Raw genomic sequence first — 26723 nt, forward strand, 5'->3', positions numbered from 1 at the left:
GAATTACCGGCCAGTACGCACCAGTTCGTATGCCTCGCGCAGATCGCGTCCCGCGTAGGCATAGAAGGCCAGGTCACTGACGTGGTGATCGGCATTCACGGCCACGGATCGGGGCACCGCCGCGAACAGTTCGGCATCCGACTGCGAATCGCCGTACGCCACGCAGTCGGCCCGGGTCAGCCCGTATCTCACACAGAGTTCATCCGCGATCCGCACCTTCGCCGCCGGCGAGAGGATGCCGGTCGGGTCCATCGGCTGCCGGATCGGCACCGCGGGCCAACGCGACGCGTGCGCGGTGTCGGCCCCCCAGCCCACCAGCCGGTCGACGAAGAAGCTGGGCGAGAGGGAGATCACCGCGCACCGTTCACCCCGCGCTCGGATATCCGCCCAGACCTCCTGAATTCCGGCCAGCCAGGGTGCGCCGTCGAAGGCCGCGGCCACATGGAGTTCGGTCAGTTCGGCGGCCCAGAGATCACATGCCCGCTGCGCATACTGCAGCGGCGTCAGCTCCCCCGTCACGAAACCGCGCTCCAGCTCGGCGATCTCCCGGTCCAGCCCGAGCTGCCGGGAGATCTCGATGGCGGCCGCGGACCCGTGGAGCAGAGTCCCGTCCATGTCGAACAGATGCAGCGTGCCCATGGGGCGGAGCTTAGGGCCTGCGCGTTCTGGCCCATCGGACGGGCCCTGGTGCCGTAGGGGAGCGGACACGGAGGCCGTACTCAGGTGCGCGTATGCGCGGATACTCCCGGCGGCAGATGTACGGCGGGGCCGCGGAGGCCACCGTGGACCGTATGCAGCAGCTTCGCCGGCCCGCCCGCCGGGCCCTCCTCGTCCTCCATGTCGCCGTATCCGTCAGCTGGCTCGGGCTCACTCTCGGGCTTCTGACCCTCAGCGTCACCGGCTTCACCGCCGGCTCCCCCGAGACGGCGGCGATCGCCTACCGCGCGATGAAGATCTTCAGCGACTGGTTGGTCCTCCCGATCGCCCTGGCCACGCTGGTCAGCGGACTGGTGCTGTCGCTGGGCACCGCATGGGGACTGGCCAGGCACCGCTGGGTCTTCATCAAGTTCTGGTTGACGCTCGTCACCGTGCTGCTGACGGTCTTCTCCCTCCGCCCGGGCATCGACCAACTGGCCGCCGAAGCGGCCGCGGGCAGCCCCACCCCCGACTTCAGCCTCGTCGTCGCACCGGCGGTCGCCACGGCCACCTACCTCTTCATCACCGCGATCTCCGTCCTCAAGCCCTGGGGACTGACCAAACACGGCCGCCGACTGCGTGCGGCGCAGTCGACCGGGACCCGCACCCCCCAGGCGCGACGAAGCGGCAAGGAGGGCGCGGGCGTCCGCTAGCGGACGGGGCAAGACCGTCGTCAGGCGAGGTCGGCCTCCGCTATCGCCGTGGTGGCGATCCGGTGGTCCTGGTCGGGGGCACCGCCGCCGACGCCGATCGCGCCGATCAGCCGGCCGTCCCTGTGCAGCGGCACGCCGCCCGCGAGGAAGAGCAGCGGCCGGTCCAACGCGGTGGGCAGCGTGTGGAAGAGGCCGTCAGGCCGCACGAGATCGACGAGGTCGGCGGTCGGCGCGTCCAGTTGCAGGGCGGTGTAGGCCTTGCGGGTGCTGGTCTCCCCGGAGATCAGCACGGCCGTGTCGTCCCGCCGGAAGCCGAGCAGATGGCCACCCGCGTCGACAACGGTCACGCTGCCTCGGACCCCGAGGTCCTCGGCGGCCCGCACGGCGGCCTCGATGAGGACGTCGGCATCGCGGGCCGTGAGGGGGCGGACAGCGGGGGCGGCATCGGCGGTGGAGACCTGGGGGTTGGAGGCCTGGGGGGCGGTGGTGCTCATGAGAAGTGTCCTTGGGGGTGTGGTGCGGGTGGCGCTGGCGCTCGGGGCGCCGCTGGTGCTGGTGTTGCTGGCATTGCTGGTGTTGCGAGTAGTGCGGAGGGGCGTCTGCCGGCGCGGTGTCCGGAACCGTCAGCTCTGCGCCGCCGGTACGGGCTCGTCGGCGATCGCACCGGGAAGCCCGGTGGCCACGACCCGGCCACGGCCCGTCTGACGCCGCTCCAGGGCGGAGGCGAATATCGCCACCACGAGCGCCGCGACGGTCATCAGCGCACCGACCCAGTTGGGTGCGGTGTAGCCGAGGCCGGCCGAGATGACGATCCCGCCGAGCCAGGCGGCCAGTGCGTTGCCGAAGTTGAAGGCCGCGATATTGCCGGCCGAGGCCAGAGTGGGCGCCGCGGCCGCCTGGTCCATCACCCGCTTCTGCAGCGGCGGCACGGTCGCGAAGCCGAAGACGCCGATCAGCGCGATGGTGAGGGTTGCGGCGATCTTGTTGTGCGCGGTGAAGGGGAAGGCGGCCAGTGAGAGCGCCAGACCGGTCAGGGACACGTAGAGCATCGGCATCATGGCGCGGTCGGTGAAGCGGCCGGAGACCAGGTTCCCGCCGACCATGCCGAGGCCGAAGATGGCCGTCAGCCAGATGACGGAGGACGGTGCGAAGCCGGTGACCTCGGTCATCATCGAGGCGAGGTAGGTGACGGCTGCGAAGACACCGCCGAAGCCGAGGATCGTCATCAGCATCGCGAGGCCGACCTGGGGGTTGCGGAAGACCGCCAGTTCGCTGCCTATGGGGGAGGCCGCCCTCGCCCGCTGCGCGGGAACGAGCTTGACGATGCCCAGCAGGCCGATCACACCCAGCGCCGTGATGGCGTAGAAGGTGGTGCGCCAGCCGAACTGCTGGCTGAGCATCGTGCCAGCCGGGACACCCACGACGTTCGCGATGGTCAGGCCGCTGAACATCAGCGAGATGGCGCTGGCGCGCTTCTGGGGCGCGACCAGGTCGGCGGCCACGAGCGCGCCGATGCCGAAGAAAGCGCCATGCGTGAACGCCGAGACGATCCGCCCGGCCAGCATGATCCCGAAGTTGGGCGCGAGGCCCGTGAGCAGGTTGCCCACGATGAACAGGCCCATGAGCAGCGTCAGCATCTGCTTGCGCGTGAAGCGCGTGCCGAGAGCGGTCATCAGCGGGGCGCCGATGACCACGCCGAGGGCGTAGAGGGTGGTCGCGTATCCGGCGAGCGGGATGGAGACACCGAAACCGGCCGCCATGTCGGGCAGCAGGCCCATGACCGCGAACTCGGTCGTTCCGATCCCGAAGGCGCCGATGGCAAGGGCCAGGAGCGCGAGAGGCATGACGGATCCCTTCAGATCATTGCGTCCGTCCTTTACGAGCGTTCACAATAATTGCAGACGCGGGTTAATTGCAAGCGCCGGATATTTCGAAAGTGCCCTATCCTGGTTCGTGCGCCCCTTGAGGAGGTCTTCGATGACGCAGCAGACGCGGGAGAAGCTGGAAACGCGGGAGCAGGCGGCGGCCCAGCAGCCGGCGACGGCCGAGCCCGGTTGCCCGCCGGCGTCGCCCCCCGGGCTCGCGCAGGGCTGGTGCGCGCTCTCCGCCCTGCACGGCCGGATCGAGTCGCACATCGAGCGCGCCCTGCAGACGCAGCACGACCTCAGCGTCCGCGAGTTCTCGGTCCTCAACGTGCTCAGCGAGCAGCACGACGGACCGGGCGGCCATCTGCGGATGCACCAGGTGGCGGACTCCGTCGTCCTCAGCCAGAGCGCGACCACCCGCCTGGTCACCCGGCTCGAGGATCGGGGGCTCCTCTCGCGCTACCTGTGCCCCGACGACCGGCGCGGCATCTACACCAACGTCACGCCTGACGGGCTCGCGCTCCTGGTGGAGGCCCGGCCCACGCACGACGGCGCACTGCGTGAGGCCCTCCACGACGCCGCTCAGCGTCCTGAGCTGGCGCCGCTGGTCACCGCCGTCGAGACGCTCGCACCTTCGACGGAACACTGACCGCGGGGACGAGTACGGTCCGGTGGCCGGGCGTCCGGCCCGGTCACCCGCCTGCCGCCCTGTGAGCGCGCGGCATAGGGTCGCGCCCATGAGCGACATCGAGATACGCCGCGCGACCGAAGCCGACCTGCCCGCCATCGTCGCGATGCTCGCCGACGACCCCTTGGGCGCCGCCCGCGAGTCGCCCGACGACCTCGCCCCGTATCACGCCGCATACGCGGCACTCGCCGCCGACCCGCAGCAGCACCTGGTGGTCGCCGTGCGCGAGGGGCGGACGATCGGCACCCTCCAGCTGACGGTCATCCCCGGCCTGTCGCGGCGCGGCGCCACCCGTTCGATCATCGAGGGCGTACGGATACACCACGACGAGCGGGGCGGCGGCCTGGGCAGCCAGCTCATCGAGTGGGCGGTAGCGGAGTCCCGCACGCTCGGCTGCCAGATGGTGCAGCTCACCTCTGACGCGACCCGGATCGATGCGCACCGCTTCTATGAGCGCCTCGGGTTCGAGGCCTCCCACCTGGGCTTCAAGCTCACGCTCTGAAGGATGCGCGCACGCCGTGAAGGACGCGCTCACTCTGATGGGCGCGTTCACTCCACGGTGGCCTTCAGCTCCGCCGCGTCCGCCGCCGCGCCCGGTGGGCCTTCTGCCGGCAGGCGCCGCCGCAGAAGCGCGCGGGCCGTCCCGTACGAGCCACGGCAATCGCCGTACCGCACACCTCACACCGCGATTCGTTACGGTTCACCACACCAGGTGGAAGTTTCGTTACGGCGGGGCCCGCCCGCAGCGCATCACACATCAGCACCGTCATCCGTCCCCGCGCCGCGGACTCCGGATCCGCCGCCGATGCGGCCTGCTCCATGGCAAGACAGCCCACCAGCAGGGCCCTGAGGTCCCTTATCCCGACGTCCTTCCGCACCGCACCCGCCTGTTGAGCCCTGGCGAGCAGGGCCTCCAGCGCCTCGTCGAAGTCCCGCCCCACCCCCGGCGACGGCTCGAAGCGCCCTGCGCCGGCCGCCACGAGCGCGTCGCACAACGCCTTGTTCCGTGAGGCGAGCCGCACCACCGACGACAGGAAGCGAAAGAAGACCTCGCCGGGGTCCTCGACATCGATCAAGTCCCTTGCGGTGTCGGTGAAAAGCTCGATCCGTTCCACGATGGTCGCCCTGAACAGGGCTTCCTTGGAAGGAAAATGGCGGTAGACGGTGCCCGCCCCGACGCCCGCGCGGCGTGCGATCTCCCCGAGCGGAACCCCCAACCCCTGTTCCTCGAAGGCGAATCGGGCTGCCTGGAGCACCAGTGCCCTGTTGCGCCGCGCATCCGCACGCGCGTACGGGACACCACGTGCGGCACCGCCGTCCGCCATTTCCCGGGCCTCCTGAGAACCATCGACGTCCGCGTCGAGAACCGCCGTTTTAAACGGGTCGACCATTCCGATTCTACGGGAGGGATCTACACATGATCCTTAAGGCTCGGACGCGGTCGTGGCGACCGGGTCGACCAAGCGAGTGGGGCAAGCACGGCTAGCGGGAGGGAGCGAGGTGAGCGGAAGCAGGTGAGCAGGAGGGAGCCGGGGCGAGGAGGAGGAAGTACGGCGAAGAGGAGGGAGCAGGGCGCGAGGGGGAGGCGCGGCGAACCGCCGCCTAATGGCGGACGGCGGAAGGCAGGCAGCGGGCAGCGGGCAGCGAACGGCAGACTACGGAGAGCAGATGACGGGTGGTGAATGACGGATGTCAGGCAGCTGCAGCTGGCCAGTACCGGCGCTCTCTGTGAGGCCGTCGACGTGCCCCCCGGGCGTACGCGCCTCGACCGCGCGCCTCTGTCGACGGCGCCCAACTCGGGCCCAGGATAAGGGCCTTGGCGAAATAGTCGAGCGCAAAGGAACCCGCCCGCGAACCTCGACCTCGACCTCGACCTCGACCTCGACCTCGACCTCGACCTATGCGAAACGAGGCGGCTGTCCCGCGCGGGAGCCCGAGCCCCGTTTCACGTGAAACGAAGCCGCGTTGCACCTCCACACGGCCGCGTTACGCATACACACGTGGGGCCGTGTTTCACGTGAAACACGGCCCCACCAATGCCTTCAGCTACCGGCGACCTCATCCCAGGCCTCGTCCGCAGCCACAGCGGCGCCCTCGGCGTCCACGGCCACCCCCAGCGCACGCAGCCCGCCCGCCAGTGCCATCAGCGAGGCCCTGACCACCGCGTGATCGGCCGCGCGGCCATAGTGGTTCACCCTGATCATCTCCTTGGCCAGCGTGCCCGCCGCGGCCTGTACCGGCACTGCGGCGTCCACCGCGAGCGCAGCGGCGACGATCTCCCGGGCGTCCGTTCCCTCCGGCGCACGGAGCGTCGTCGCAGCCGGCGCCGCGTCCTCATCGCGCACGACGTACGGGGCGAGCCCACCCATCGCCCGCGCACCGGCCCGGGTAGCCGCGGCCGCCGCCCGGTGTCGGACGATCACCGCGTCCAGCCCCTCGGCGTCGATACGGTCGGCGGCCTGCTCCAGAGCGAGCATCTCCAGTTGCGCCGGAGCGTGCGGCAGCGCGGCTCGGCCGCCGTCGATCCAGCGCTCCTTCCAGTCCAGCAGCGAGAGGTACGAGCGGCGCGGAGCCTGCTCGTTGGCGGCGATCCGCTCCCACGCACGGGCACTGACCGATACCGCGGACACGCCGGCGGGGCCGGCCATCGCCTTCTGCCCGCCGATCACGCACAGGTCCACGCCCCACTCGTCGGTCAGCAGCGGCTCGGCGCCCACGGACGCGACCGCATCGAGCATGAACAGCGCGCCGTGCTCCCGCACCACCGCACCGATCTCACCGACCGGGTTGGTGTTGCCGGTGGCGGCCTCGGCGTGCACCAGGCTCACAAAGTCGATCTCGGGGTGCTTCCGCAGCGCATCCGCCACCTGCTGCGGCGCGACCGCACCTGTGAACGGCGCACTGATGGTGATCACCTCGGCGCCGCAGGACCGCAGCCAGCCGCCGAAGGTCTCCCCGTACGGTCCGGTGATGATGTTGAGCGCCGTGCTGCCGGGACGCACGGCCGAGCGGATACAGGCTTCCAGGGGCAGCAGCGCCTCGCCCTGCATCGCCACGACATCGCAGCGGGTGCGCAGCAGCGCGGCGACCTTGTCCTCGATCCGCGCGAAGTGGGACGCGGTGAGAGGAGGTAGGTCGAGCAGGTGCGGGGCGGCGGAGTTCGCGGTCGGGTCAGACACGGCAGTCACAGGGCCTTCCAGCGGTAGCGAGCCGCCTCGACGCGGCTCCTGACGTCTCGCTCGACTGTACGGCCCGACGCCCGCGCCCTCACCGCACAGGCATCGCCGCCCACAGCACGGGCCTCACACCCGCCAGCCCTCCGGATCCACGCCCCCCGGCACCGGCTCCGCCGGCTCGTACGGGCCGCGGGTGAAGACGAAGGTGCCGAGATCCAGATGGCTGACCGAACCGTCCGGGCCCCGCACCGCTCGCAGGGTCTCGCCCGCGTAATAGCCCTCCAGTCCGGTCCAGGTGCCGTCCTCCTCGGCCCGGAACCGCGAGGCGCGCCCCGCACGGGACAGCGGAGCGAGTTCAAGTCCGCGCTCGGCCCGCAGCCGCAGCGTGTGCGGGTTCGCTCCCCAGTACCAGAGGCCGGTCAGCGCCAGCAGGTCCGGATCCAGTGGGCCGGGCAGCGGTCGCCAGGGCTCGGGAATCCGGGGTTCGTGCTCGATCACGATCCCGGTGAGATCTGCGGCGATCGCCAGAACCGCCGGGCCGGAAGTGCAGTTGGCGAGCACGACCCCGGCGACGTCCTCCTCGACATCGGCCCAGAGCGCCGCCAGGAAGCCGGGCATCGAGCCGCTGTGGCCCACCAGCGTCCGTCCTTCTCGGCGCACCAGCTGAAGCCCCAGCCCGTACCCCGCCTCCCACCCGCTCCCCTCCGGTGGCACGGCCGGTGTCCGCATCTCGGCCAGACTCGCCGCACTCAGCACCCGCTCATCGCCCCTGAGCAGGAACGTCGCCCACCGGCACAGATCGTCCAGCGTGGACCACAGCTGCCCCGCCGGGCCCATCAATCCGGTGTCGTGAGCTGGTTCCGGCAGCATCGCATCGGCCCATGGGTGCACCGCCCAGCCGCCCGCGTGCGGCGTCTCCGGCTGCAGCGTCGTACGGCCCATGCCCAGCGGTTGCAGCACCTCGCGCCGCAGCACCTCTTCCCATGGCGTACCGCCCCGAAGGCGTTCGACCAGCGCACCCAGCAGCGCATAGCCGGGGTTGGAGTAGTGGTGCCACCGCCCGGCGGGGAGCCGCTGCGGCCGGTCGCCGAACAGATCGGCCGGCTCCGGCCGCAGTTCACCCGAGGTCCGCTCCCACCAGGGAGCTCTCGCCTCCGCCGCCAACCCCGAGCTGTGCGCGAGCAGTTGAGCGATCGTCGCGTCGGGCACCGGAGTGCCCTCCAGATGCCTGCCGACCGGGTCCTCCAGCCGCAGCAGCTCCTCGTCCCGGAGCCTCATCACCAGCACGGCGACGAAGGTCTTGGTGAGCGAACCGATCCGGTACTGCACATCACCGTGCGGCACCTCTCCCTCCACCGACGTCCTGGCTCCGCTCCACACCGCTCGGCCGTCGCGGACCACCGCACCCATCATCGAGGGCGCCCGCCCCTCCGCCTGCCCGATCGCCAGCCGCCGCAGCAGCGACCGCCGTGTCTGGGGCAGCAGCCCCACGAAGGCTTCGCAGGTGTCGACGGGCACCGGCACCTGGCCGACCGGCGCGGGCTCCTCCGCCCCGGGCTCCTGAGGCTCGGCGGACTGGGTGATGGTCATGGTGCTCCTCAACGGCGGATGCGATGCAACCGATCAGTTCAGGCGGACAGCTTCGCCTGTCCGGCCCCGGTCGATCCACCTCAGCCGATTCCCCGTTCGCCCACAGCCGCGCATCGGCTCTTCAGCGCAGCGCCGCCGCCCCGAGCACGCTACCCAGCTCGGTCTGCTCCGCCTCCGGCAGCCAGCGCGCCGCATGCACCATGTGCAGCGCGGTACGCAGCCGCACGCGGTCCTCGTCCGTACCGAGGTACCCGAGGTAGGCCGGGAGCGTCAGTCCCAGCGCCTTGAGATCGGCCCGCGCACACCAACGCGACAGAAGCTCCCGGACGCGTGCGTCGACCACCGCGTCGAGAGCCCATGGCGCCGCGTCCACTCCGGTTTCGCCGCCTTGCCAGGCTCCCTTCTCGGACGGCGCAGAGGCCGTACCCCGCAGGCCCTCCGCGATCGCGAACCGGTTCCAGTCGCCGTACTGCCCCTCGGGGGCGTCCCTCACCCGTTCCGCCGCGCGCAGGAAGTACGCATGCGCCGGCGCCGGTTGGCCGAGCTGCCGATAGGCGAGCCCGATGTTCACGTACAACGACGGATAGAACCCCTGGACCCGCTCGTCGCCCACCCGGTCGGCCCGGGTCAGGCACTCCTGGTTCCACCGCAGCGTCGCTTCGGGCAGGGTCTGGTGCCGGGCGAGATAGTGCGCGGCGATACACGCCTCATAGTCGTCGGCGGCGATGTCCCAGGCCCGCTGGAAGAGCCCGAGCGCCGCCTCGGCGTCACCCTCCGCCTCGGCCTGCATCCCTTCCACGCACCATCGCACCACAGGCAGTTCCGGATCCATCGGCTCATTCCCCTCAGCAGTCACCAGCAGTCAGTCCTTGGCCTCGGTCTCGCGCACCGGCATCACCAACGTGGTGAAACTTCCCTGGTCGGCGGAGCGGACCACGACGGGGCGGTCGGCCGAAACGCTCTCCAGCAGCACATCGGGCCCCACCCCGGCCTCCAGCGCGGGCACAAGTACCGCCGGATCAAAGGCGATCCGTAGCCCAGGCCCCGTACGAACCATCCGCAGCAGGACGGGCTCACGCCCACCGCCCGACACCAACAACGCCTGCTCCGCCAAGGGTCCGGGCTGCTCTGCCGTGGGCTCAGGCGTTGTTTCACGTGAAACAACGCTCTCGCTCCGGCCGCCTGCACCATCCCCGCCGTCGTCGCCCGCAGTGGTCGACAACGACACCACCCCCGCCCGTCCGGCCACCGCATCCCGTAGCGCCAAACGGTCGACGATGACGCGATGCCGCCCGGCCTCCAGGCCCTCCAGCATCAGCCGGTAGTCCGGAAACACCTCGGGCGTGTCGTCGCCCTGTCGTCGACCCGCGCTCTCCGTCACCTCGCGGCAGTCCGCCTCGCTTCGAAGCCGAACGCCCGCGCCCTCGTTCGCGCCGTCGTTCGCACACTCCACCTCGACCGCCACCTGCCGTACGGCCCACTCCGCCAGACTCCGCGCCGTCTCCGCGCCGATCAGGACCTGTCGCGGCCCGCCCTCGAACTCCACCGGCCGCAGCACCCGTACCGCCAGGCGATAGCGGTCGGTGGCCACCAACCGCACCTCACCGTCGGCGAGTTCCAGCAGCACACAGCCCAGTGGCGGATACTCCTTCCGGGGCGCCCCGGTCGCGGCCGCGGGGGCCACCTGCCGTACCGCACTGGCGAGTTCGGCACCTCCCACCCTCGCCCTGGCCCATCGCCGACCGCTCTGCGAGCCGCCGACCGCCTCCCGGAGAAGCCCCTCCACCGCCGCCCGCGCCGCGTCCGCCGTCCGCCGCGTCCGCTCCAGGTGCGCCCGCAGCACGTTCCGCGCCGCCTCCTCCCGCCCGTCCAGCACGACTGCGGCATCCACCAGCGGCAGCCCCGCCTCCCGCAACCGCCGCAGCCGTACCGCCCGCGCCGCCTGCCCCGCCGCATAGCGCCGGTAGCCCGTCACGGCATCCACCTGAGCCGGCCGCAGCATCCCGCAGTCGTCGTAGAACCGCAGAGCACTCGGCGCCAGCCCTACCCGTCGCGCAAATGCGCCGATGCCCAGCAGTTCCTCGCTGTCGTCCATGGACGCGATTGTGGAGCTTCAACCAGCTTGAAGGTCAAAGCCCCTACCGCGGCGGCGGTGCTCCACCTGGCGGACCTCTGCCGTCTCCGGCTCCGCTCCGACCATCGGTATCTCACCACCCACGACTTCGGCCAACACCGCTGCCAGCGCGCGAAGTTGGGGCTTCCGTTGAGGAGCGGCGCTCTCAATTCCGTTCGCCGAGTGGCCAACTGGCTCCGTCACCCACAGGACGGAGCGCCGGCGTCCGCTGCCCAGTCCCCTCGCCGCCGTAGGCAGAGCCCCCGAGAACCCGGATGGCAGTACCGATGCGCGATGTCGCATTTTTCATATTAGCATCCCAGTCACTGTACGAAGTTGATCTGTTACAGATCGCATCCGTCAATCTCTGGAGGAGAAATGCGCAAGCTTCGCAAGGCTGCCGTCGTGGCCGCAGTCATCGGCAGCGTCAGCTTCCTCGGCGCGGGCACCGCCAACGCCGGCGGGGGCGGCAACTGGTGCCGTTCCCACGACCTGAACGTCGACGTCCTCGGCCAGGTCGGCATCCTCAACGGCCTGCTGGGCAACGCGCTCAACGGCGAGGGCGGCCCGGGCGGACAGTTCGGCGGGGTCGGCTCGAGCATGGGCTGCAACGGCCACTGACAACTGGCACATGTCCCGGCGCCCGAGCCACCGGCTCGGCGCCGGGGCCCTCTCCGAGCTTCATCAGGGCCTGGGCGCAATCCGGTGCGCCGCGCATGACGCCCCGGCATCGATCGCAAAGGAACCCCGCAACATGTTCAGTCGAAAGAAGATCGCAGCCGTCTCGGTGCTCCTGAGCGGCCTCGCCGTGACCGGCGCCGGTGCCACCCAGGCCTACGCCGCAGCAACGCCCAGCGACTGCACCCGCACCGCACAGGGCATCACCTGCATGCACAAGAGCCAGTCCGTCTACACCAACAAGGACGGCAAGCGCATCGTCAGGCAGACGCACCAATGCTCGACGAACTCCCGGCACATCCTGGTGCTGCCCCGCATCGGCCTGCTGAACGAGGCCCCACAGACCACAAGGGTCGGACCCGTCATGAACTGCTCCAACAAGGTGCCACCCTCCAAGGACTTCAAGGACTTCAAGGACTTCAAGGAGGACAGCCAGAACGTCCGACAGCGCCCGGCGGCCCCCCGCACCCGCAACGAGGAGGGCCTGGTCCAGCTCATCGCCAGACGGCTGCTCTGACCTGGGCGTCCCCACCCAGTGCCAGGTTCGCCAAGCGTCGTCCGCCGGACTCGGTGGTTCCAGCGCGCGAGCGACCGGACGACGGTTTCGGCACCGATGGGGTTGGCGCTGTGCACGAAGACCATGCCGATGGGGAAGGACCGTCCGCTGCCAGGTCGTTCTGAGCGCACCGATGACCGGTGCGCTCAAACGGCCTGGCCGCCTCGGCGGGCCGGCCACCGATCCCCGGCCGGACGCGGTGCCCACAGCGCGCCCCGGGTGCCGGCAAGGCGCGATCGCCGAACGCCCCCTGGGTCTCCTGCTGACAGGTCGTGCCACCGCACTGTTCTGCCGACGGTGAAGACCGGCCTACCCGGGCTCGACGATCACTACAGTCCAGTCCCATGACGACGGTCACCACGCACACGGTCGCCTACCCGGCCGACGGCCTGACGATGTTCGGGCACCTCGCACTCCCCGCCGGTGCCGACCGCCGGCCCGCAGTCCTGATCGGACCCGAGGGGATGGGACTCAGCGACGTCGAGCGCCGCCGAGCCGATGCCCTGGCCGAGCTGGGGTACGTGGCGCTGGCCTTTGACCTCCACGGCGGGCGCTATGTGGCCGACCCCGAGGAGATGCTGGCCCGTTGCATGCCGCTGCTCGCCGACCCCGACCGGATGCGGGGTATCGGCCACGCGGCACTCGATGTGCTGCGCGCCGAACCGCGGACCGACCCCGACCGGATCGCCGCTATCGGCTACGGCACCGGGGGCGCGATCGCGCTGGAACTCGGGCGCGACGGCGTCGACCTGCGCGCGATCGGGACGGTCAACGCACTGACCACCGGCCGGCCGGGCGAAGCGGCGCGCATCCGTTGCCCCGTATGGGCCGGGGTCGGCTCGGAGGACCCGATCATGCCCGCCGAGCAACGGGACGCCTTCGCCGCCGAGATGCAGGCCGCGGGCGTCGACTGGCGTCTCGCGGTCTACGGCGGAGCCCTGCACGCCTTCCACCACCCACCGGTCGACCACACCACGCCCCCCGGCGTCGGCTACCACCCGCAGCACGCGCAGCGAGCCTGGCGCGACGTCGTCGGCCTGCTCGCCGAGTGCCTGCCCGTCACGGCGTGAGCTGGAGCGTCACGACTGCCGTCGCCACGGCACGACAGCGCAGAAACAGGCACGGAGCCCAAGAGCCCACCGCGCGTCCGCTCAGGTCTGCGCCATGTCCACGAAGCGCGAGTAGTGACCCTGGAACGCCACCGTGATCGTGGCCGTGGGGCCGTTACGGTGCTTGGCCACGATCAGGTCGGCCTCGCCCGCCCGGGGGGACTCCTTCTCGTAGGCGTCCTCGCGGTGCAGCAGGATGACCATGTCGGCGTCCTGCTCGATCGAACCGGATTCACGGAGGTCGGAGACCATCGGCTTCTTGTCCGTGCGCTGCTCGGGGCCACGGTTCAGCTGGGAGAGCGCGATGACCGGGAGCTCCAGCTCCTTCGCCAGCAGCTTGAGGTTTCGCGACATGTCCGAGACCTCCTGCTGGCGGCTCTCGGCGCGCTTCGAACCGCCGGACTGCATCAGCTGGAGGTAGTCGATCACCACCAGCTTCAGCTCGTTGCGCTGCTTGAGCCGTCGGCACTTGGCACGGATCTCCATCATCGACAGGTTCGGCGAGTCGTCGATGTACAGGGGCGCGGCCGAGACGTCGGGCATCCGCCGGGCCAGCCGTGTCCAGTCCTCGTCCGTCATGCTGCCGGAGCGCATGTGATGCAGCGCCACCCGTGCCTCGGCGGACAGCAGACGCATCGCGATCTCGTTGCGCCCCATTTCCAGGGAGAAGATCACGCTCGGCAGATTGCTCTTGATCGAGCAGGCCCGCGCGAAGTCCAGCGCAAGGGTCGACTTACCCATGGCCGGACGCGCCGCGATGACGATCATCTGCCCCGGGTGCAGACCGTTCGTGAGGGAATCCAGGTCGGTGAACCCCGTCGGCACGCCCGTCATCTGGCCCTGGCGTGAGCCGATCGCCTCGATCTCGTCGAGAGCGCCCTCCATGATGTCGCCGAGCGGCAGATAGTCCTCGCTGGTCCGCTGCTCGGTGACGGCGTAGATCTCCGCCTGGGCGCTGTTGACGATCTCGTCGACATCGCCGTCCGCGGCGTATCCCATCTGCGTGATACGGGTGCCGGCCTCGACCAGCCGGCGGAGCACGGCACGCTCGTGGACGATCTCGGCGTAGTACTCGGCGTTCGCGGCCGTGGGGACGGACTGGACGAGGGTGTGCAGATACGAGGCGCCGCCGACCCGGCCGATCTCGCCGCGCTTGGTCAGCTCGGCGGCGATGGTGATCGGGTCGGCCGGCTCACCCTTGGCGTAGAGGTCGAGGATCGCCTGGAAGACCAGCTCGTGGGCGGGGCGGTAGAAGTCCTCGCCCTTGAGGACCTCGACGACGTCCGCGATGGCGTCCTTGGACAGCAGCATGCCGCCGAGCACGGACTGCTCGGCGTCCAGGTCCTGCGGGGGAACCCGCTCGAAGCCGCCGGCCCAGGAACCGCCGTCGTCGTCGCGGTCCGGTCTGTCACCGCGGCCGCGGCCCTTGCCGTCGCCTCGGCGGGAGCGGGGAGCCGGCAGCCGGTCGCTCGGACCGGAGTCCGCCCAGGGGTCTTCCATGGGCTCGGGAATGCTCACCCCGGCACCTCCTCCCGTCCGCGGCGCGGACCTTGCTGTGCTGTTCTTTCATACGGCACAGCTCTGACAATCGAGACGCCCGACTCCGGTTACGGCGCGTCGAGTTCGGACGATGTCTCAGGCCGGAACAGGCGGCGGGTGCCGGACCACGGTAGGCCCGTGGGCACCGTCCGCCAATCTGGTTATCCACAGGCCATGTGGATGACCGCCCCACAGCTGTGGAGAAGTCCCCAGATCCTGTGCACGGCGCGGGGGAAACTTCTGTGGACAAGCACACAATCACCCCACCCCCACCCTCCTGACCTGCAGTTTTCTCATCCATAGGCTGTGGGGGAGAAAAACTTCTGCCAGCCGTTCAAGATCACGACAAACGGCACGGAGGAGGAGGCTCCGCCCAACGGAAAGTAAGGATCACAAAGGGTTTGCGTCTCTTACCTGTGGAAGATTAGATTGAGTCCATGACACCGGCTCCCGCGACCCGGCGGCGCTCCGACCGCCGCCACGACCGCGAGATCATCGCTCTGGCCCTGCCCGCCTTCGGCTCACTGGTCGCGGAACCCCTCTTCGTCATGGTCGACAGCGCCGTCATCGGCCACCTCGGCACCTCCCAGCTCGCCGGCCTCGGCGTCGCCGCCGGCCTGCTGACCACCGCCGTCGCCGTCTTCGTCTTCCTCGCCTACGCCACCACCGCGGCGGTCGCCCGACGGGTCGGCGCGGGCGACCTGCCCGCGGCGATCCGCCAGGGCATGGACGGCATCTGGCTCGCCCTGCTGCTCGGCGCGGGGGTCGTCGCGGCCGTGCTGCCCACCGCCCCCTGGCTCGTCGAAGCCTTCGGTGCCTCGGCCACCGCCGCCCCGCACGCCACCGTCTATCTGCGCATCAGCGCGCTCGGCATACCCGCGATGCTCGTCGTGCTGGCCGCCACCGGCGTGCTCCGCGGCCTCCAGGACACCAAGACCCCGCTCTACGTCGCCCTCGGCGGCTTCTCCGCCAACGCCGCGCTCAATGTCGCCCTGGTCTACGGCGCCGGCCTCGGCATCGCGGGCTCCGCCTGGGGCACGGTCATCGCCCAGTGCGCCATGGCCGCCGCCTACCTCGCCGTGGTGATCCGCGGCGCCCGACGGCACGGTGCCTCGCTCCGCCCCGACGCCGTGGGGATCCGCGCCTGTGCCCAGGCCGGCGTTCCGCTGCTGGTCCGTACGCTCTCGCTGCGCGCTGTGCTGATGATCGCCACCGCCATCGCCGCCCGGCTCGGCGACGCCGAGGTCGCCGCCCACCAGATCGTGCTCACGCTGTGGTCCCTGCTGGCCTTCGCGCTGGACGCGATAGCCATAGCGGGGCAGGCCATCATAGGCCGCTACCTCGGCGCGGGCGACCGCGACGGAGCCCGGGCCGCCTGCCGCCGCATGATCCAGTGGGGCATCGCCTCGGGCCTGGTGCTCGGTGTGCTGGTCGCGCTCGCCCGCCCGGTGTTCACTCCGCTGTTCACCGCCGACCCCGCCGTGCAGGACCCGCTGCTGACCACGCTCCTGGTCGTGGCCGTGACCCAGCCGGTCGCCGGGATCGTCTTCGTACTCGACGGCGTCCTGATGGGCGCGGGCGACGGCCCGTATCTCGCCTGGGCGATGGTGGTGACGCTGGCCCTGTTCGTGCCGGCCGCGCTCGCCGTACCGGCCTTCGGCGGCGGACTGGTCGCCCTGTGGTGGGCGATGGCGCTGATGATGGCCGTCCGTATGGCGACGCTCTGGCTGCGCACCCGCTCCGGCCGGTGGATTGTGACCGGGGCCTCCCGCTGAACCACCTCCCGCAACACACAGTGCATGTCGATAATGACGGGGTGCGCTCGCTTGCCAGGAAGTCCGTGCTGCCCATGACGTTCGTCGTCATCATGGCCGCTGCCGTGGTGGGCTACGCCGCGGAGGAGTCCGATACCCACGGCGGCATCGGCCACAGCAGCTTCGGCAAGTCCGGCGAGGCGGGCCAGGACCCCCAGGACCAGGATCCCGCCGCGACGGCGCCGGCCGACATCGGCAATGCGTACACCCCGCGCCGGACCGAGCAGAACGCCCGGGTCGGCGTGGTCTTCGAGAAGAACGACTCCGGCGACCACTTCTGCACCGCGAGTGTGGTGCAGAGCCCGGGCCGCAACATGCTGATCACGGCGGCGCACTGCGCCTTCGACGCCGACGCCGGTTCCACGGTGGACGATCTCCTCTTCGCTCCCGACTACCGCGACGGCGAAGAGCCCTCGGGCCTGTGGAAGGTCAGGAAGGTGATCGTCGACGACCGCTGGGCCAAGTCGCAGGACGAGGACCTCGACGTCGCCTTCCTCATCCTCGACAAGAAGGACGGCGAGCAGATCCAGGACGTCCTGGGCGGGAACACGCTGGGCATAGACCGTGGCTTCGACAACGAGGTCAAGATCACCGGCTATCCCACCAGCCGAAACTCCCCGATCTCGTGCCAGAACCGCACCACGAAGTACAGCGACACCCAGATGCGCGTCCAGTGCACCGACTTCGAGGGCGGTACGAGCGGCAGCCCCTGGCTCGCCGACTACGACCCCAAGAGCCACACCGGCACGGTCATCGGCGTCCTGGGCGGCCATGAGGGCGGCGGCGACGAGGACGATGTCTCCTACGCGGCGTACTTCGACGACGACATCGCCGAGCTGTACAAGCACGCCCAGGACGAGGACTGAGCCCGGGCCTCTTACACCCCGGCACGGCGAAGGGCCGCACCCCGATGACGGAGTGCGGCCCTTCTGCGGTGTCCTGCGATCAGGCGGCGACGACCTCGACGCCCAGCTTCGCAACGACCTCGGCGTGCAGACGCACGGAGACCTGGTGCGCGCCCAGGGTCTTGATCGGCGAGCCGAGCTCGACACGACGCTTGTCGACGTCCGGACCACCAGCGGCCTTGATCGCCGCAGCGACGTCGGCCGGGGTGACGGAGCCGAACAGGCGGCCCGCGTCGCCGGCACGGACGGCCAGCTTCACGCTGACGCCCTCGAGCTGGCCCTTGATCTCGTTGGCCTGCTCGATCGTGGCGATCTCGCGGATCTTGCGACCGCGGCGGATCTGCTCGACGTCCTTCTCGCCACCCTTGGTCCAGCGGATCGCGAAACCGCGCGGGACCAGGTAGTTGCGGGCGTATCCGTCCTTGACGTCAACGACGTCGCCGGCGGTGCCGAGGCCGGAGACCTCGTGGGTGAGGATGATCTTCATGAGTCGGTCACCCTTCCCTTATCGCGCGGTGGACGTGTAGGGCAGCAGCGCCATCTCACGGCTGTTCTTCACGGCCGTGGCGACGTCACGCTGGTGCTGAGTGCAGTTGCCGGTGACTCGGCGGGCACGGATCTTGCCGCGGTCGGAGATGAACTTCCGCAGCAGGTTCGTGTCCTTGTAGTCGACGTAGGAGATCTTCTCCTTGCAGAACACGCAAACCTTCTTCTTAGGCTTGCGAGCAGGCGGCTTCGCCATTGTCTCTCTCCAATGAGTTCAAGAAGTTTGTGCTGACGCCCTCAAGGCCCCCGGCCGTTTCACGGCGCTGTTTCACGTGAAACAACGCGGATCCGGTCCGGATACAGAGACCTAGAAGGGCGGCTCGTCCGAGTAGCCACCGCCGGAGCTACCGCCCCAGCCACCGCCGCCGCCACCCTGCTGGCCGCCGCCGGCAGGGCCGCTGGTCGCCCACGGGTCGTCGGCAGGAGCGCCGCCGCCCTGCTGACCGCCGCCGGGGCCGCCGCCCCAGCCGCCGCCACCCTGGCCACCGCCCTGCTGACCGCCGCCGAAGCCGCCGCCCTGGCCACCACGACCGCTGGTCTTGGTGATCTTGGCCGTGGCGTTCTTGAGGCTCGCGCCCACTTCCTCGACGTCGAGCTCGTAGACCGTGCGCTTCACGCCCTCGCGGTCCTCGTACGAGCGCTGCTTGAGGCGGCCCTGTACGACCACGCGGGTACCCCGCGTAAGGGACTCGGCGACGTTCTCAGCCGCCTGACGCCACACCGAGCAGGTCAGGAACAGGCTCTCGCCGTCCTTCCACTCATTGGTCTGACGGTCGAAGGTGCGGGGGGTGGATGCGACGCGGAACTTCGCAACCGCCGCACCGGACGGGGTGAAGCGCAGCTCGGGGTCGTCGACAAGATTGCCGACAACCGTGATGACGGTCTCGCCTGCCATTAGGGGAACCTCTCGGCGGGTGTGCTGCTGGCTGCTGGTGTTGCTGCTACTCGGACCCGGTTACCGCTGAACGCTGAGGCGCTCAGTGGGTCTCGGGACGGAGGACCTTGGTCCGGAGGACCGACTCGTTCAGGTTCATCTGACGGTCGAGCTCCTTGACGACCGCAGGCTCGGCCTGCAGGTCGATGACCGAGTAGATGCCCTCGGGCTTCTTCTTGATCTCGTAAGAGAGACGACGACGGCCCCAGGTGTCGACCTTCTCGACCTTTCCGTTGCCCTCGCGGACGACGGAGAGGAAGTTCTCGATCAGCGGGGAGACAGCGCGCTCCTCGAGATCGGGGTCGAGGATGACCATCACCTCGTAGTGACGCATGGTGAACCCACCTCCTTTGGACTCAGCGGCCACGGTCGTTCCGTGGCAGGAGGGTCAATATGCGTTTCCGCGCCGAGCCCGGCCGGTCATCCGGACAGACATGGGCGCAGACCGTACAGAGTACCTGCCTGAAGCCTTCCGGTTGAAATCCGGCCGGTGCACCCCTCAATCTGGAACACAACGGGTGTGAGCGGCGTTACAGTGCGCCGCCCTGTCATCGGAGGTGCCGCATGGCACAGGCAGCTAGGACCCAGCGCGACCTGCTCTCGCTTCTCAACAGCGACGGCAAGGAGCATCCCGTCGAGAACACCTTCGCCCTCGTCACCCTGGTGCTCGGCGCGATCGCCGCCTTCACCACGCTCTCTCCCAGTCTGCACCTGATCAGTTCCTGGGTCGGTCTCATCGGAATCGGCACCGGCCTGTGGGGCCAGTTCATCTCGTCGACGACAGGCGAACGCTTCCTGTTGATCATCGGGCTGGGCGCGTCCGCCTTCGGTTTCTACCTAGGTGTGGCATTCGGCGGACTCATCGGCTGAGGCGCCCGGCCGTCTCACCGTGTGGCATACGGGGCCCAGCCCGTACGGCCCAGACGGGGCGCTCCCCGGTCACAGTAGGCTTCGGCGCGAGAGCCGGAGCCCCGACCATGGGGACACACCTGCCGAGGAGCGCCCCGCATGAGCCTGACCCTGAGGACCATCAGCCGAGAGCAGCATCTGGCGTACATCCAGAGCCTGCCCGCGGCGAGCCACATGCAGGTTCCGGCCTGGGCGGACGTGAAGGCCGAATGGCGTTCGGAGAGCCTGGGCTGGTTCGACGCGAGCGGCGAGCTGGTCGGCGCCGGCCTGGTGCTCTACCGCCAGGTGCCCAAGGTCAAGCGCTACCTCGCGTATCTGCCCGAGGGGCCGGTCATCAACTGGTTCACGCCGAACCTCAAGGACTGGCTCGAGCCGATGCTGGCGCACCTCAAGAAGCAGGGCGCCTTCACCGTGAAGATGGGTCCTCCGGTCGTCATCCGCCGCTGGGACGCCGCAGCGATCAAGGCCGGCATCCAGGACCCGGACGTCAAGCGCCTGCGTCAGGTCGAGGCGACGCACATCGAGCCGCGCGCCTTCGAGGTGGCCGACCAGCTGCGCCGTATGGGCTGGCAGCAGGGTGAGGAGGACGGCGCCGGCTTCGCCGACGTGCAGCCCCGCTATGTCTTCCAGGTGCCCCTGGCCAATCGTTCCCTCGAAGAGGTCCACAAGGGCTTCAACCAGCTGTGGCGCCGGAACATCAAGAAGGCCGAGAAGGCCGGCGTCGAGGTCGTCCAGGGCGGCTACGACGATCTGGCCGAATGGCAGCGCCTCTACGAGATCACCGCGGAGCGCGACCGGTTCACGCCGCGCCCCCTCGGCTACTTCCAGCGCATGTGGAAGGCGCTCAACGCCGAGGACCCCAACCGCATGCGGCTGTACTTCGCGCGGCACAACGGTGTGAACCTGTCGGCCGCGACGATGCTGGTCGTCGGCGGGCACGTCTGGTACTCCTACGGCGCCTCCGACAACATCGGCCGGGAGGTCCGTCCCTCCAACGCCATGCAGTGGCAGATGCTGCAGGACGCCTACAAGCTCGACGCCTCGGTCTACGACCTCCGCGGCATCAGCGACTCCCTGGACGAGAACGACCACCTCTTCGGTCTGATCCAGTTCAAGGTCGGCACGGGTGGGCAGGCGGCGGAGTACCTCGGCGAGTGGGACTTCCCGCTCAGCAAGGTCCTGCAGAAGGCGTTCGACATCGCGATGTCGCTCCGCGGATAGCCTGCGCACCGGCGGCAGCTCCCCCGCACCGTTTCGTACCCTGAGACACTCCGCTACGAGAAAGGTTCCGGCCCCGGCCATGGCGCTCACCCTCTACGTCGACACCGCGCGCTGGCGGGCGCATCAGCAGAGCGTTCTCCAGCAGTTCCCCGGGTTGGTCCCGGTCTGCAAAGGCAACGGCTACGGCTTCGGCCATGAGCGCCTCGCCGACGAGGCGACCCGCCTGGGCGCCGACATCCTCGCGGTCGGGACGACCTACGAAGCGGCCCGTATCAAGGACTTCTTCAGCGGTGACCTGCTCGTCCTGACCCCGTTCCGGCACGGCGAGGAGCCGGTGCCGCTGCCCGACCGGGCGATCCGCTCGGTCTCCTCGGTCGAGGGCGTCGGCGGCCTGGTCGGCGCCCGGGTCGTCATCGAGGTCATGAGCAGCATGAAGCGCCATGGCGTCAAGCCGGAGGACCTGCCGAAACTGGCCACGGCCATCGAGGACGTCCGGCTCGAGGGCTTCGCGATCCACCTGCCGCTGGACCGTGCCGACGGCTCCGACGCGGTCGATGAGGTCATCGGCTGGATGGACCGGCTCCGCGCCGCCCGCCTCCCACTGCACACCATGTTCGTCAGCCACCTCAAGGCCGATGAACTCGCCCGCCTCCAGCAGCAGTTCCCGCAGACCCGCTTCCGCGCGCGGATCGGTACGCGGCTGTGGCTCGGCGACCACGAAGCCACCGAGTACCGCGGCTCGGTGCTCGACGTCACCCGGGTGTCGAAGGGCGAGCGCTTCGGCTACCGCCAGCAGAAGGCGGCCTCCGACGGCTACCTGGTCGTGGTGGCGGGCGGCACCTCGCACGGTGTGGGCCTGGAGTCCCCCAAGGCGCTGCACGGTGTGATGCCGCGTGCCAAGGGCGTGGCCCGGGCCGGTCTGGCGACCGTCAACCGCAATCTCGCGCCGTATGTCTGGGCCGGGAAGCAGCGCTGGTTCGCGGAGCCGCCGCACATGCAGGTGTCGATCCTGTTCGTGCCGGGGGACGCTCCGCAGCCGCAGGTCGGCGAGGAGCTGGTGGCCCATCTGCGGCACACCACCACGCAGTTCGACCGCCTCGTGGACCGCTGAGCCGCCGGCGCTCCACCGCACACCAAGGGCCCGGTGCCGCAGACCTTCTCTGCGGCACCGGGCCCCGTGCATGCGCCACCGGCCCCGGCTCAGTCCCGTACGACGCCCCAGCGCACCCGTGGCGCCCCCTCGAAGTGCACCGCGTGCCGGGGCGGGTGGTACGTCCTGCCGAGCACGAAGACATCGGGGCTGCGGTCCAGGACACCGCCCGACGGATCGTCGTCACCGTCCCTGCGGACCACGTCGCGCTCCGGCATCAGAATGTCCCGTACGACCACGGCGCACAGGTAGAGGGTGCCCAGGAGGTGCAGCGCGATGGCCAGCTGGTAGCCCTCCGGCGGCAGGCCTTGGTGCTTGTCGCCGCTGCCGGTGTAGGCGAGGTACATCCAGATCCCCAGGAAGTACATGACCTCGCAGGCCTGCCAGACGAGGAAGTCCCGCCAGCGTGGCCGGGCCAGCACGGCGAGCGGGGTCAGCCACAGGACGTACTGCGGCGAGTAGACCTTGTTGGTGAGGATGAACAGCGCGACGACGAGGAACGCGAGCTGGGCGAACCGCGGCCGCCGAGGCGCGTAGAGGGTCAGCACCCCGATGGCGGCACAGCCCAGGAGCATCAGCAGCGTGGCATAGGTGTTGGCGTTCTCCAGCGGATTGCCGGTGCGCTGCGAGATCAGCAACCAGATCGAACCGAAGTCGATGGGCCGCTCCTGGCTGAAGGTGTAGAACTTCGCCCAGCCCTCGCGGATATGGAACCCCGTCGCATCGTGCGTGATCATCACCGGCAGGTTCACCACCAGCCAGGACCCCACCGCTCCGGCCGCTGCCTTCCCGAACGCGCGCCAGGCTCCCGCCCGCCAGCACAGCACCAGCAGCGGGCCCAGCAGCAGCACCGGGTACAGCTTCGCCGCGGTTGCCAGGCCGATCAGCATCCCTGCCTTCAGCGGGCGGCTGCGTGACCACATCAGCATCCCGCCGGCGGTCAGGGCGATGGCCAGCAGGTCCCAGTTGATGGTCGCGGTGAGGGCGAAGGCGGGTGCCAGGGCGACGAGGAGGCCGTCCCAGGGGCGGCGCCGATGCGTACGGGCCACGCACACCGCGATCACGGCGGCGCAGATCATCAGCATCCCGGCGTTGACCAGCCAGTAGATCTGCTCCCGGTACTGGATCGTCCCCGCGTTCGGTGTCATCCATGAGGCGACCTCCATGAAGACGCCGGTGAGCACCGGGTACTCGAGGTACTCCATATCGCCGGGCAGCCGGTCGAAGTACGGGATCAGCCCGTCCGCGAAGCCTCGCCCCGCATAGAGATGGGGGATGTCGGAGTAGCAGGCATGGGTGTACTGGCTCGTCGCCCCGAAGAACCAGCCGCCGTTGTAGCAAGGCAGCTTCTGCACCATGCCGAGCGCGAACATCCCGATGGCGACGAGTGCGACGACCCGCACCGGTGTCAGCCAGTGCGTACCGAGCAGGGCGCGCCGGCCGAGCGGACCTCCGACCAGCTCGCTGCCGGCCGCCGCCACCTCATCCCGCCTTGTCGGCCGTACCGGCTCATCCTGTCGCACGCTCGTCATGGCCCCATCCTGCCGTACGACCAGGCGCAGAACATGGCGAAGCCCCTGTCCCGGCAAGCCGGGCAGGGGCTTCGTGGCTCATGTTTCACGTGAAACGGTCACCGTTGTTTCACGTGAAACGGTCGGCGCCATGTTTCACGTGAAACGGCCGGCGCGGTGCCTATGAGCCGGACGGGCCACCGAACAAGCCTCCGTTACCTCCGCCGTTGGCGTTCCCGTTGCCTCCGCCACTGCTACCCGGGTCCACGGTGGGAGTGCTCGTCTCGCCCCCGGTGTCGCCACCCGGTCCGCCGCCGGTGGTCGTCCCACCGTTGTCGTTGCAGTTGACGTCCCAGGGAGAACAGGGCTTGGTCGGAGTCGGGCTCGGGCTGTCCGACGGGGGAGCGGACTCGGTGGCAGTCTCCGACGGGGTCGCCGAGGGGGTGTCCGACGGGGTGGGAGTCGGCGTCGGGGACGGCATACCCGCTTCGTCCGCCCGCTCTCCGATCGGGATGGCGGCCGGGAACGGCTCCGGGGTGACGCCGTTCATCGCCTGCAGCATGTACTCGGTCCACACCTCGGTCGGCAGCGCACCACCGTGAATCGAGTCGAAGCCGCCGACTCCGTTCATGGACAGCTGGCGCGGATTCTGCGCGTCCTCGCGGAACATCGTGATGGCCGTCGAGAGCTGCTTGGTGTAGCCGACGAACCAGGCCGACTTGTTCTCGTCGGTGGTACCGGTCTTGCCCGCGGCCGGCATGTTCAGCCGGTTGGCGTCCTTCGCCGTGCCGTTGTCGATGACGTTCTCCAGGACCTTGGTCACGTTGTTGGCGATGTTGGAGTCCATCGCCGTCTCCTGGCTGGGCTTCTCGAAGCCCGGCTGGTCCTCGCCCTCGAACGTCACCTTGGTCACGGAGTACGGCTCCACCTTCGTGCCCGACGCGGCGAACGTCGCATAGGCGTCGGCCATGCGAATCGCGCTCGGTGTGGAGGTGCCCAGTGCGAAGGACGGGTTGAGGTTCTTGTCGAAGCTGGCTGGCGAGATGCCCGCGGCCTGCGCCATGTCCCGGACCTTCGCCATCCCGACATCCATGCCGAGCTGCACGAACGGGGTGTTGACGGACTGCTCCATCGCCTTGACCAAGGAGATGTAGCCCCAGCGATGGGCGCTCTCGTTCTCCTGGTAGAAGGGCGAGTTGTCCCGCTTGAGGACGTAGGTGCCGTCCGCCTTCTTCACCTTGAGATGGTCATTGCCGTTGTACCGGCTGAGGGGCGAGAGCCCCTGGGGCTCGGTCGCGGGCACGCCGTACTTCATCGCCGCCGCGAGCACGAACGGCTTCCAGGTCGAGCCGACCGGCACACCGAAGGTGTCGGCGTTGTTGCTGAAGTGGCCCTTGTCATAGCCCTCGCCGCCGTACAGGGCAACGATCTTGCCGTCCCCCGGCACCACGGAAGCACCACCGAACTGGACGTACTTGTCCTTCTCGCGCTCCTTGGGGTTGATGTACCGCTTGTGGACCTTCTTGACGGAGTCAGCGAGCTGACGGGTCTTCTTCTTGTCGAAGGTCGTCCGGATCGTGTAGCCGCCCTTGTCGAACTGGGCCTCGCTGATGTCCCCGTGCTTCAGCACGTACTTCTTGGCGGTGTCCATCAGATAGCCGATCTGACCGCTCTTGCTGGCCACCGGCTTGGGAGTGATGGGCTTGGGGAACGTCGTGTACTCGGCCCGCTCCGACTTCGACATGAGGCCGTTCTCGACCTCCCGGTCGAGGATCCACTTCCACCGCGCGATGGCGCGCTTGGTGTTCGCCTCCCGAGTGGCTCCCGGGCCGGTGCCCCCCGCCGGGTCGTACAGGTCGGCGCCCTTGAGCACGGTCGCGAGGAATGCGCCCTCGTCCGGCTTCAGCTTGTCGGCGTTCTTGCCGTAGTACGCCTGGGCCGCCGCCTGGATCCCGTAGGCACCGCGACCGTAGTAGCTGGTGTTCAGATACCCCTGCAGGATCTTCGGCTTGTCCATCCGCCAGCCGACCTTGATCGCGATGAACAGCTCCTTGAACTTGCGATCGAAGGTCTGCTGCTGGTTCAGCATGGCGTTCTTGACGTACTGCTGAGTGATGGTCGAGCCACCCTGGGTCTCGCCGCCCCTGGCCATGTTGAACACGGCACGCGCGATACCCATCGGGTCCACTCCGGAGTCCGTCCGGAAGGACGCGTTCTCCGCCGCGATCGCTGCATTCTGCATGGACGGCGGAATGTCTTTTATGTCGATGTTCTGCCGGTTGGTCTTACCGTCGCGAGCCATGACGTCGCCATTGGCCCAGAGGTAGACGTTGTTCTGCGACTTGGCGGCGTCGCTCTCGTTCGGCACGCTCACCAGGGCCAGCGCGACGCCGGATACGCCCACGATCAGACCGGCGAATCCGACGCACAGGCTGGTGACCTGCTTCCACGACGGCACAAAGCGCCGCCAGCCGACCTTGTTGGCGCGCGGGTAGTCGATCAGACGCCGCTTGGCGGGTCGCCCGTCGCCACGCCCGCGGCCGCGGCCGCCCTCGGGGCCGCCGCCACCACCGCCACGGCGGCCTCCACCGCCATGGCCGCCGGCACCGGAGCCCGCCATCGAGGCGTCGGCCCCCCTACGGCGGCCGCCGCGCTGGGCAGCCCTGCGGGCCTCGGCCCGACCGCCCGTCCGCGACTCATGCCCGGAAGGGTCACCGTAAGGGGATGGACCGGCAGCGGAGCCACGCGATCGGGCGCCACGGCGCCCCGATGACTCTTGTGCGGCGCGTCGGGCCGCGGCACGTCCGCCACTCTGCGGCTGTGGCGGTTTGCGACGGTGCTCGCTCATGGAACGAATACTCCTCGGGCAGGCGCGCTATCTCGTCGCCTGAAGGCGGCAGTTGTCTTCAGGTCCCCCCGATGCACGGCCCACGCCAAAGGCACGAGCCGCAATACACCGAGGACGGGGACGCCAGATATCGGCCCACGGTTCCCGGCAGTCTGCATGCCGCACAGACTACGCACGGCCAAAACCTGCCCAGTGTTGAAATTCACTCCAAATCAGTCAGGT

The 26723-nt window shown here is 69.4% G+C and carries 26 protein-coding genes; 11 read left to right on the forward strand and 15 right to left on the reverse strand.

Annotation, left to right across the window (positions count from 1 at the left end; translation table 11 throughout):
• Positions 1-3 precede the first annotated feature (3 nt).
• Positions 4-639 (reverse strand): HAD family hydrolase, encoded by a 636-nt coding sequence (locus tag ACZ5XZ_RS09580; RefSeq protein ID WP_468975814.1) that lies wholly within the window; start codon positions 637-639, stop codon positions 4-6.
• A gap of 152 nt (positions 640-791) precedes the next feature.
• Here ACZ5XZ_RS09580 and ACZ5XZ_RS09585 point away from each other — a divergent pair, with 152 nt between their 5' ends.
• Positions 792-1349, forward strand: a complete 558-nt coding sequence (locus ACZ5XZ_RS09585) for a DUF2269 domain-containing protein (RefSeq protein ID WP_468975985.1) — start codon at positions 792-794, stop codon at positions 1347-1349.
• A 20-nt stretch (positions 1350-1369) separates the two neighbouring features.
• Here ACZ5XZ_RS09585 and ACZ5XZ_RS09590 read toward each other — a convergent pair whose 3' ends face one another.
• Positions 1370-1843: a GlcG/HbpS family heme-binding protein gene (locus ACZ5XZ_RS09590; protein ID WP_468975817.1), complete on the reverse strand. Its 474-nt coding sequence runs from the start codon at positions 1841-1843 to the stop codon at positions 1370-1372.
• Positions 1844-1972: 129 nt separating this feature from the next.
• On the reverse strand, positions 1973-3193 hold the full coding sequence (locus ACZ5XZ_RS09595) for an MFS transporter (RefSeq protein WP_468975819.1): 1221 nt from the start codon (positions 3191-3193) through the stop codon (positions 1973-1975).
• A 133-nt stretch (positions 3194-3326) separates the two neighbouring features.
• Between ACZ5XZ_RS09595 and ACZ5XZ_RS09600 the strand changes: the two genes are divergently transcribed.
• Both ACZ5XZ_RS09600 and ACZ5XZ_RS09605 read left to right on the forward strand, forming a co-directional pair.
• Positions 3327-3863, forward strand: coding sequence for a MarR family winged helix-turn-helix transcriptional regulator (locus ACZ5XZ_RS09600; protein WP_468975822.1), 537 nt, complete (start codon positions 3327-3329; stop codon positions 3861-3863).
• An 88-nt stretch (positions 3864-3951) separates the two neighbouring features.
• Positions 3952-4404, forward strand: a complete 453-nt coding sequence (locus tag ACZ5XZ_RS09605; RefSeq protein WP_468975824.1) for a GNAT family N-acetyltransferase — start codon at positions 3952-3954, stop codon at positions 4402-4404.
• Positions 4405-4468: 64 nt separating this feature from the next.
• On the opposite strand, the gene ACZ5XZ_RS09610 is transcribed toward ACZ5XZ_RS09605, so the two are convergent.
• The 5 genes from ACZ5XZ_RS09610 to ACZ5XZ_RS09630 form a co-directional block, all read right to left on the reverse strand.
• Entirely contained in the window at positions 4469-5293 is an 825-nt protein-coding gene (locus ACZ5XZ_RS09610; protein WP_468975827.1) for a TetR/AcrR family transcriptional regulator, read from the reverse strand.
• A gap of 651 nt (positions 5294-5944) precedes the next feature.
• Entirely contained in the window at positions 5945-7081 is a 1137-nt protein-coding gene (locus ACZ5XZ_RS09615) for a pyridoxal-phosphate-dependent aminotransferase family protein (protein WP_468975830.1), read from the reverse strand.
• A gap of 123 nt (positions 7082-7204) precedes the next feature.
• Positions 7205-8668 (reverse strand): serine hydrolase domain-containing protein, encoded by a 1464-nt coding sequence (locus ACZ5XZ_RS09620; protein ID WP_468975832.1) that lies wholly within the window; start codon positions 8666-8668, stop codon positions 7205-7207.
• Positions 8669-8789: 121 nt separating this feature from the next.
• Positions 8790-9500: a hypothetical protein gene (locus ACZ5XZ_RS09625; protein WP_468975834.1), complete on the reverse strand. Its 711-nt coding sequence runs from the start codon at positions 9498-9500 to the stop codon at positions 8790-8792.
• 30 nt (positions 9501-9530) lie between these two features.
• Positions 9531-10763 (reverse strand): MerR family transcriptional regulator, encoded by a 1233-nt coding sequence (locus tag ACZ5XZ_RS09630; RefSeq protein WP_468975837.1) that lies wholly within the window; start codon positions 10761-10763, stop codon positions 9531-9533.
• A gap of 396 nt (positions 10764-11159) precedes the next feature.
• Here ACZ5XZ_RS09630 and ACZ5XZ_RS09635 point away from each other — a divergent pair, with 396 nt between their 5' ends.
• From ACZ5XZ_RS09635 to ACZ5XZ_RS09645, 3 genes are all read left to right on the forward strand, one after another.
• On the forward strand, positions 11160-11402 hold the full coding sequence (locus tag ACZ5XZ_RS09635) for a hypothetical protein (RefSeq protein WP_468975839.1): 243 nt from the start codon (positions 11160-11162) through the stop codon (positions 11400-11402).
• Between the two features lie 133 nt (positions 11403-11535).
• Entirely contained in the window at positions 11536-11976 is a 441-nt protein-coding gene (locus ACZ5XZ_RS09640) for a hypothetical protein (protein WP_468975842.1), read from the forward strand.
• Positions 11977-12359: 383 nt separating this feature from the next.
• Entirely contained in the window at positions 12360-13085 is a 726-nt protein-coding gene (locus tag ACZ5XZ_RS09645) for a dienelactone hydrolase family protein (RefSeq protein WP_468975844.1), read from the forward strand.
• Between the two features lie 81 nt (positions 13086-13166).
• On the opposite strand, the gene dnaB is transcribed toward ACZ5XZ_RS09645, so the two are convergent.
• Positions 13167-14624 (reverse strand): replicative DNA helicase, encoded by a 1458-nt coding sequence (gene dnaB / locus ACZ5XZ_RS09650; RefSeq protein WP_384424621.1) that lies wholly within the window; start codon positions 14622-14624, stop codon positions 13167-13169.
• Positions 14625-15100: 476 nt separating this feature from the next.
• Between dnaB and ACZ5XZ_RS09655 the strand changes: the two genes are divergently transcribed.
• On the forward strand, positions 15101-16438 hold the full coding sequence (locus ACZ5XZ_RS09655; RefSeq protein ID WP_468975847.1) for an MATE family efflux transporter: 1338 nt from the start codon (positions 15101-15103) through the stop codon (positions 16436-16438).
• A 41-nt stretch (positions 16439-16479) separates the two neighbouring features.
• Positions 16480-17343 (forward strand): trypsin-like serine peptidase, encoded by an 864-nt coding sequence (locus ACZ5XZ_RS09660; RefSeq protein ID WP_468975849.1) that lies wholly within the window; start codon positions 16480-16482, stop codon positions 17341-17343.
• 79 nt (positions 17344-17422) lie between these two features.
• Here ACZ5XZ_RS09660 and rplI read toward each other — a convergent pair whose 3' ends face one another.
• From rplI to rpsF, 4 genes are all read right to left on the reverse strand, one after another.
• Positions 17423-17869: a 50S ribosomal protein L9 gene (rplI, locus tag ACZ5XZ_RS09665; RefSeq protein ID WP_468975851.1), complete on the reverse strand. Its 447-nt coding sequence runs from the start codon at positions 17867-17869 to the stop codon at positions 17423-17425.
• 18 nt (positions 17870-17887) lie between these two features.
• Positions 17888-18124, reverse strand: a complete 237-nt coding sequence (gene rpsR / locus ACZ5XZ_RS09670) for a 30S ribosomal protein S18 (RefSeq protein WP_003978893.1) — start codon at positions 18122-18124, stop codon at positions 17888-17890.
• Between the two features lie 111 nt (positions 18125-18235).
• The gene (locus ACZ5XZ_RS09675; protein WP_384424252.1) at positions 18236-18823 is read right to left on the reverse strand and encodes a single-stranded DNA-binding protein; all 588 of its coding nucleotides are present in this window, start codon (positions 18821-18823) and stop codon (positions 18236-18238) included.
• Between the two features lie 82 nt (positions 18824-18905).
• Positions 18906-19196, reverse strand: a complete 291-nt coding sequence (rpsF, locus tag ACZ5XZ_RS09680; RefSeq protein ID WP_006604399.1) for a 30S ribosomal protein S6 — start codon at positions 19194-19196, stop codon at positions 18906-18908.
• A gap of 230 nt (positions 19197-19426) precedes the next feature.
• On the opposite strand from rpsF, the gene ACZ5XZ_RS09685 reads away from it, so the two are divergent.
• From ACZ5XZ_RS09685 to ACZ5XZ_RS09695, 3 genes are all read left to right on the forward strand, one after another.
• Positions 19427-19732 carry a hypothetical protein gene (locus tag ACZ5XZ_RS09685; RefSeq protein WP_468975854.1) on the forward strand — a complete coding sequence of 102 codons (306 nt, stop codon included), beginning with the start codon at positions 19427-19429 and terminating at the stop codon, positions 19730-19732.
• Positions 19733-19870: 138 nt separating this feature from the next.
• Complete coding sequence (locus ACZ5XZ_RS09690) at positions 19871-20992, forward strand: lipid II:glycine glycyltransferase FemX (protein WP_468975856.1); 1122 nt, start codon at positions 19871-19873, stop codon at positions 20990-20992.
• A gap of 79 nt (positions 20993-21071) precedes the next feature.
• Positions 21072-22103, forward strand: a complete 1032-nt coding sequence (locus ACZ5XZ_RS09695; RefSeq protein WP_468975858.1) for an alanine racemase — start codon at positions 21072-21074, stop codon at positions 22101-22103.
• An 89-nt stretch (positions 22104-22192) separates the two neighbouring features.
• On the opposite strand, the gene ACZ5XZ_RS09700 is transcribed toward ACZ5XZ_RS09695, so the two are convergent.
• Together ACZ5XZ_RS09700 and ACZ5XZ_RS09705 are read right to left on the reverse strand one after the other, a co-directional pair.
• Positions 22193-23674 (reverse strand): glycosyltransferase family 87 protein, encoded by a 1482-nt coding sequence (locus ACZ5XZ_RS09700; RefSeq protein ID WP_468975860.1) that lies wholly within the window; start codon positions 23672-23674, stop codon positions 22193-22195.
• Positions 23675-23834: 160 nt separating this feature from the next.
• Positions 23835-26501, reverse strand: coding sequence for a transglycosylase domain-containing protein (locus ACZ5XZ_RS09705; protein WP_468975862.1), 2667 nt, complete (start codon positions 26499-26501; stop codon positions 23835-23837).
• Positions 26502-26723: the final 222 nt, after the last annotated feature.

The organism is Streptomyces sp. NPDC033270, assembly GCF_055576575.1.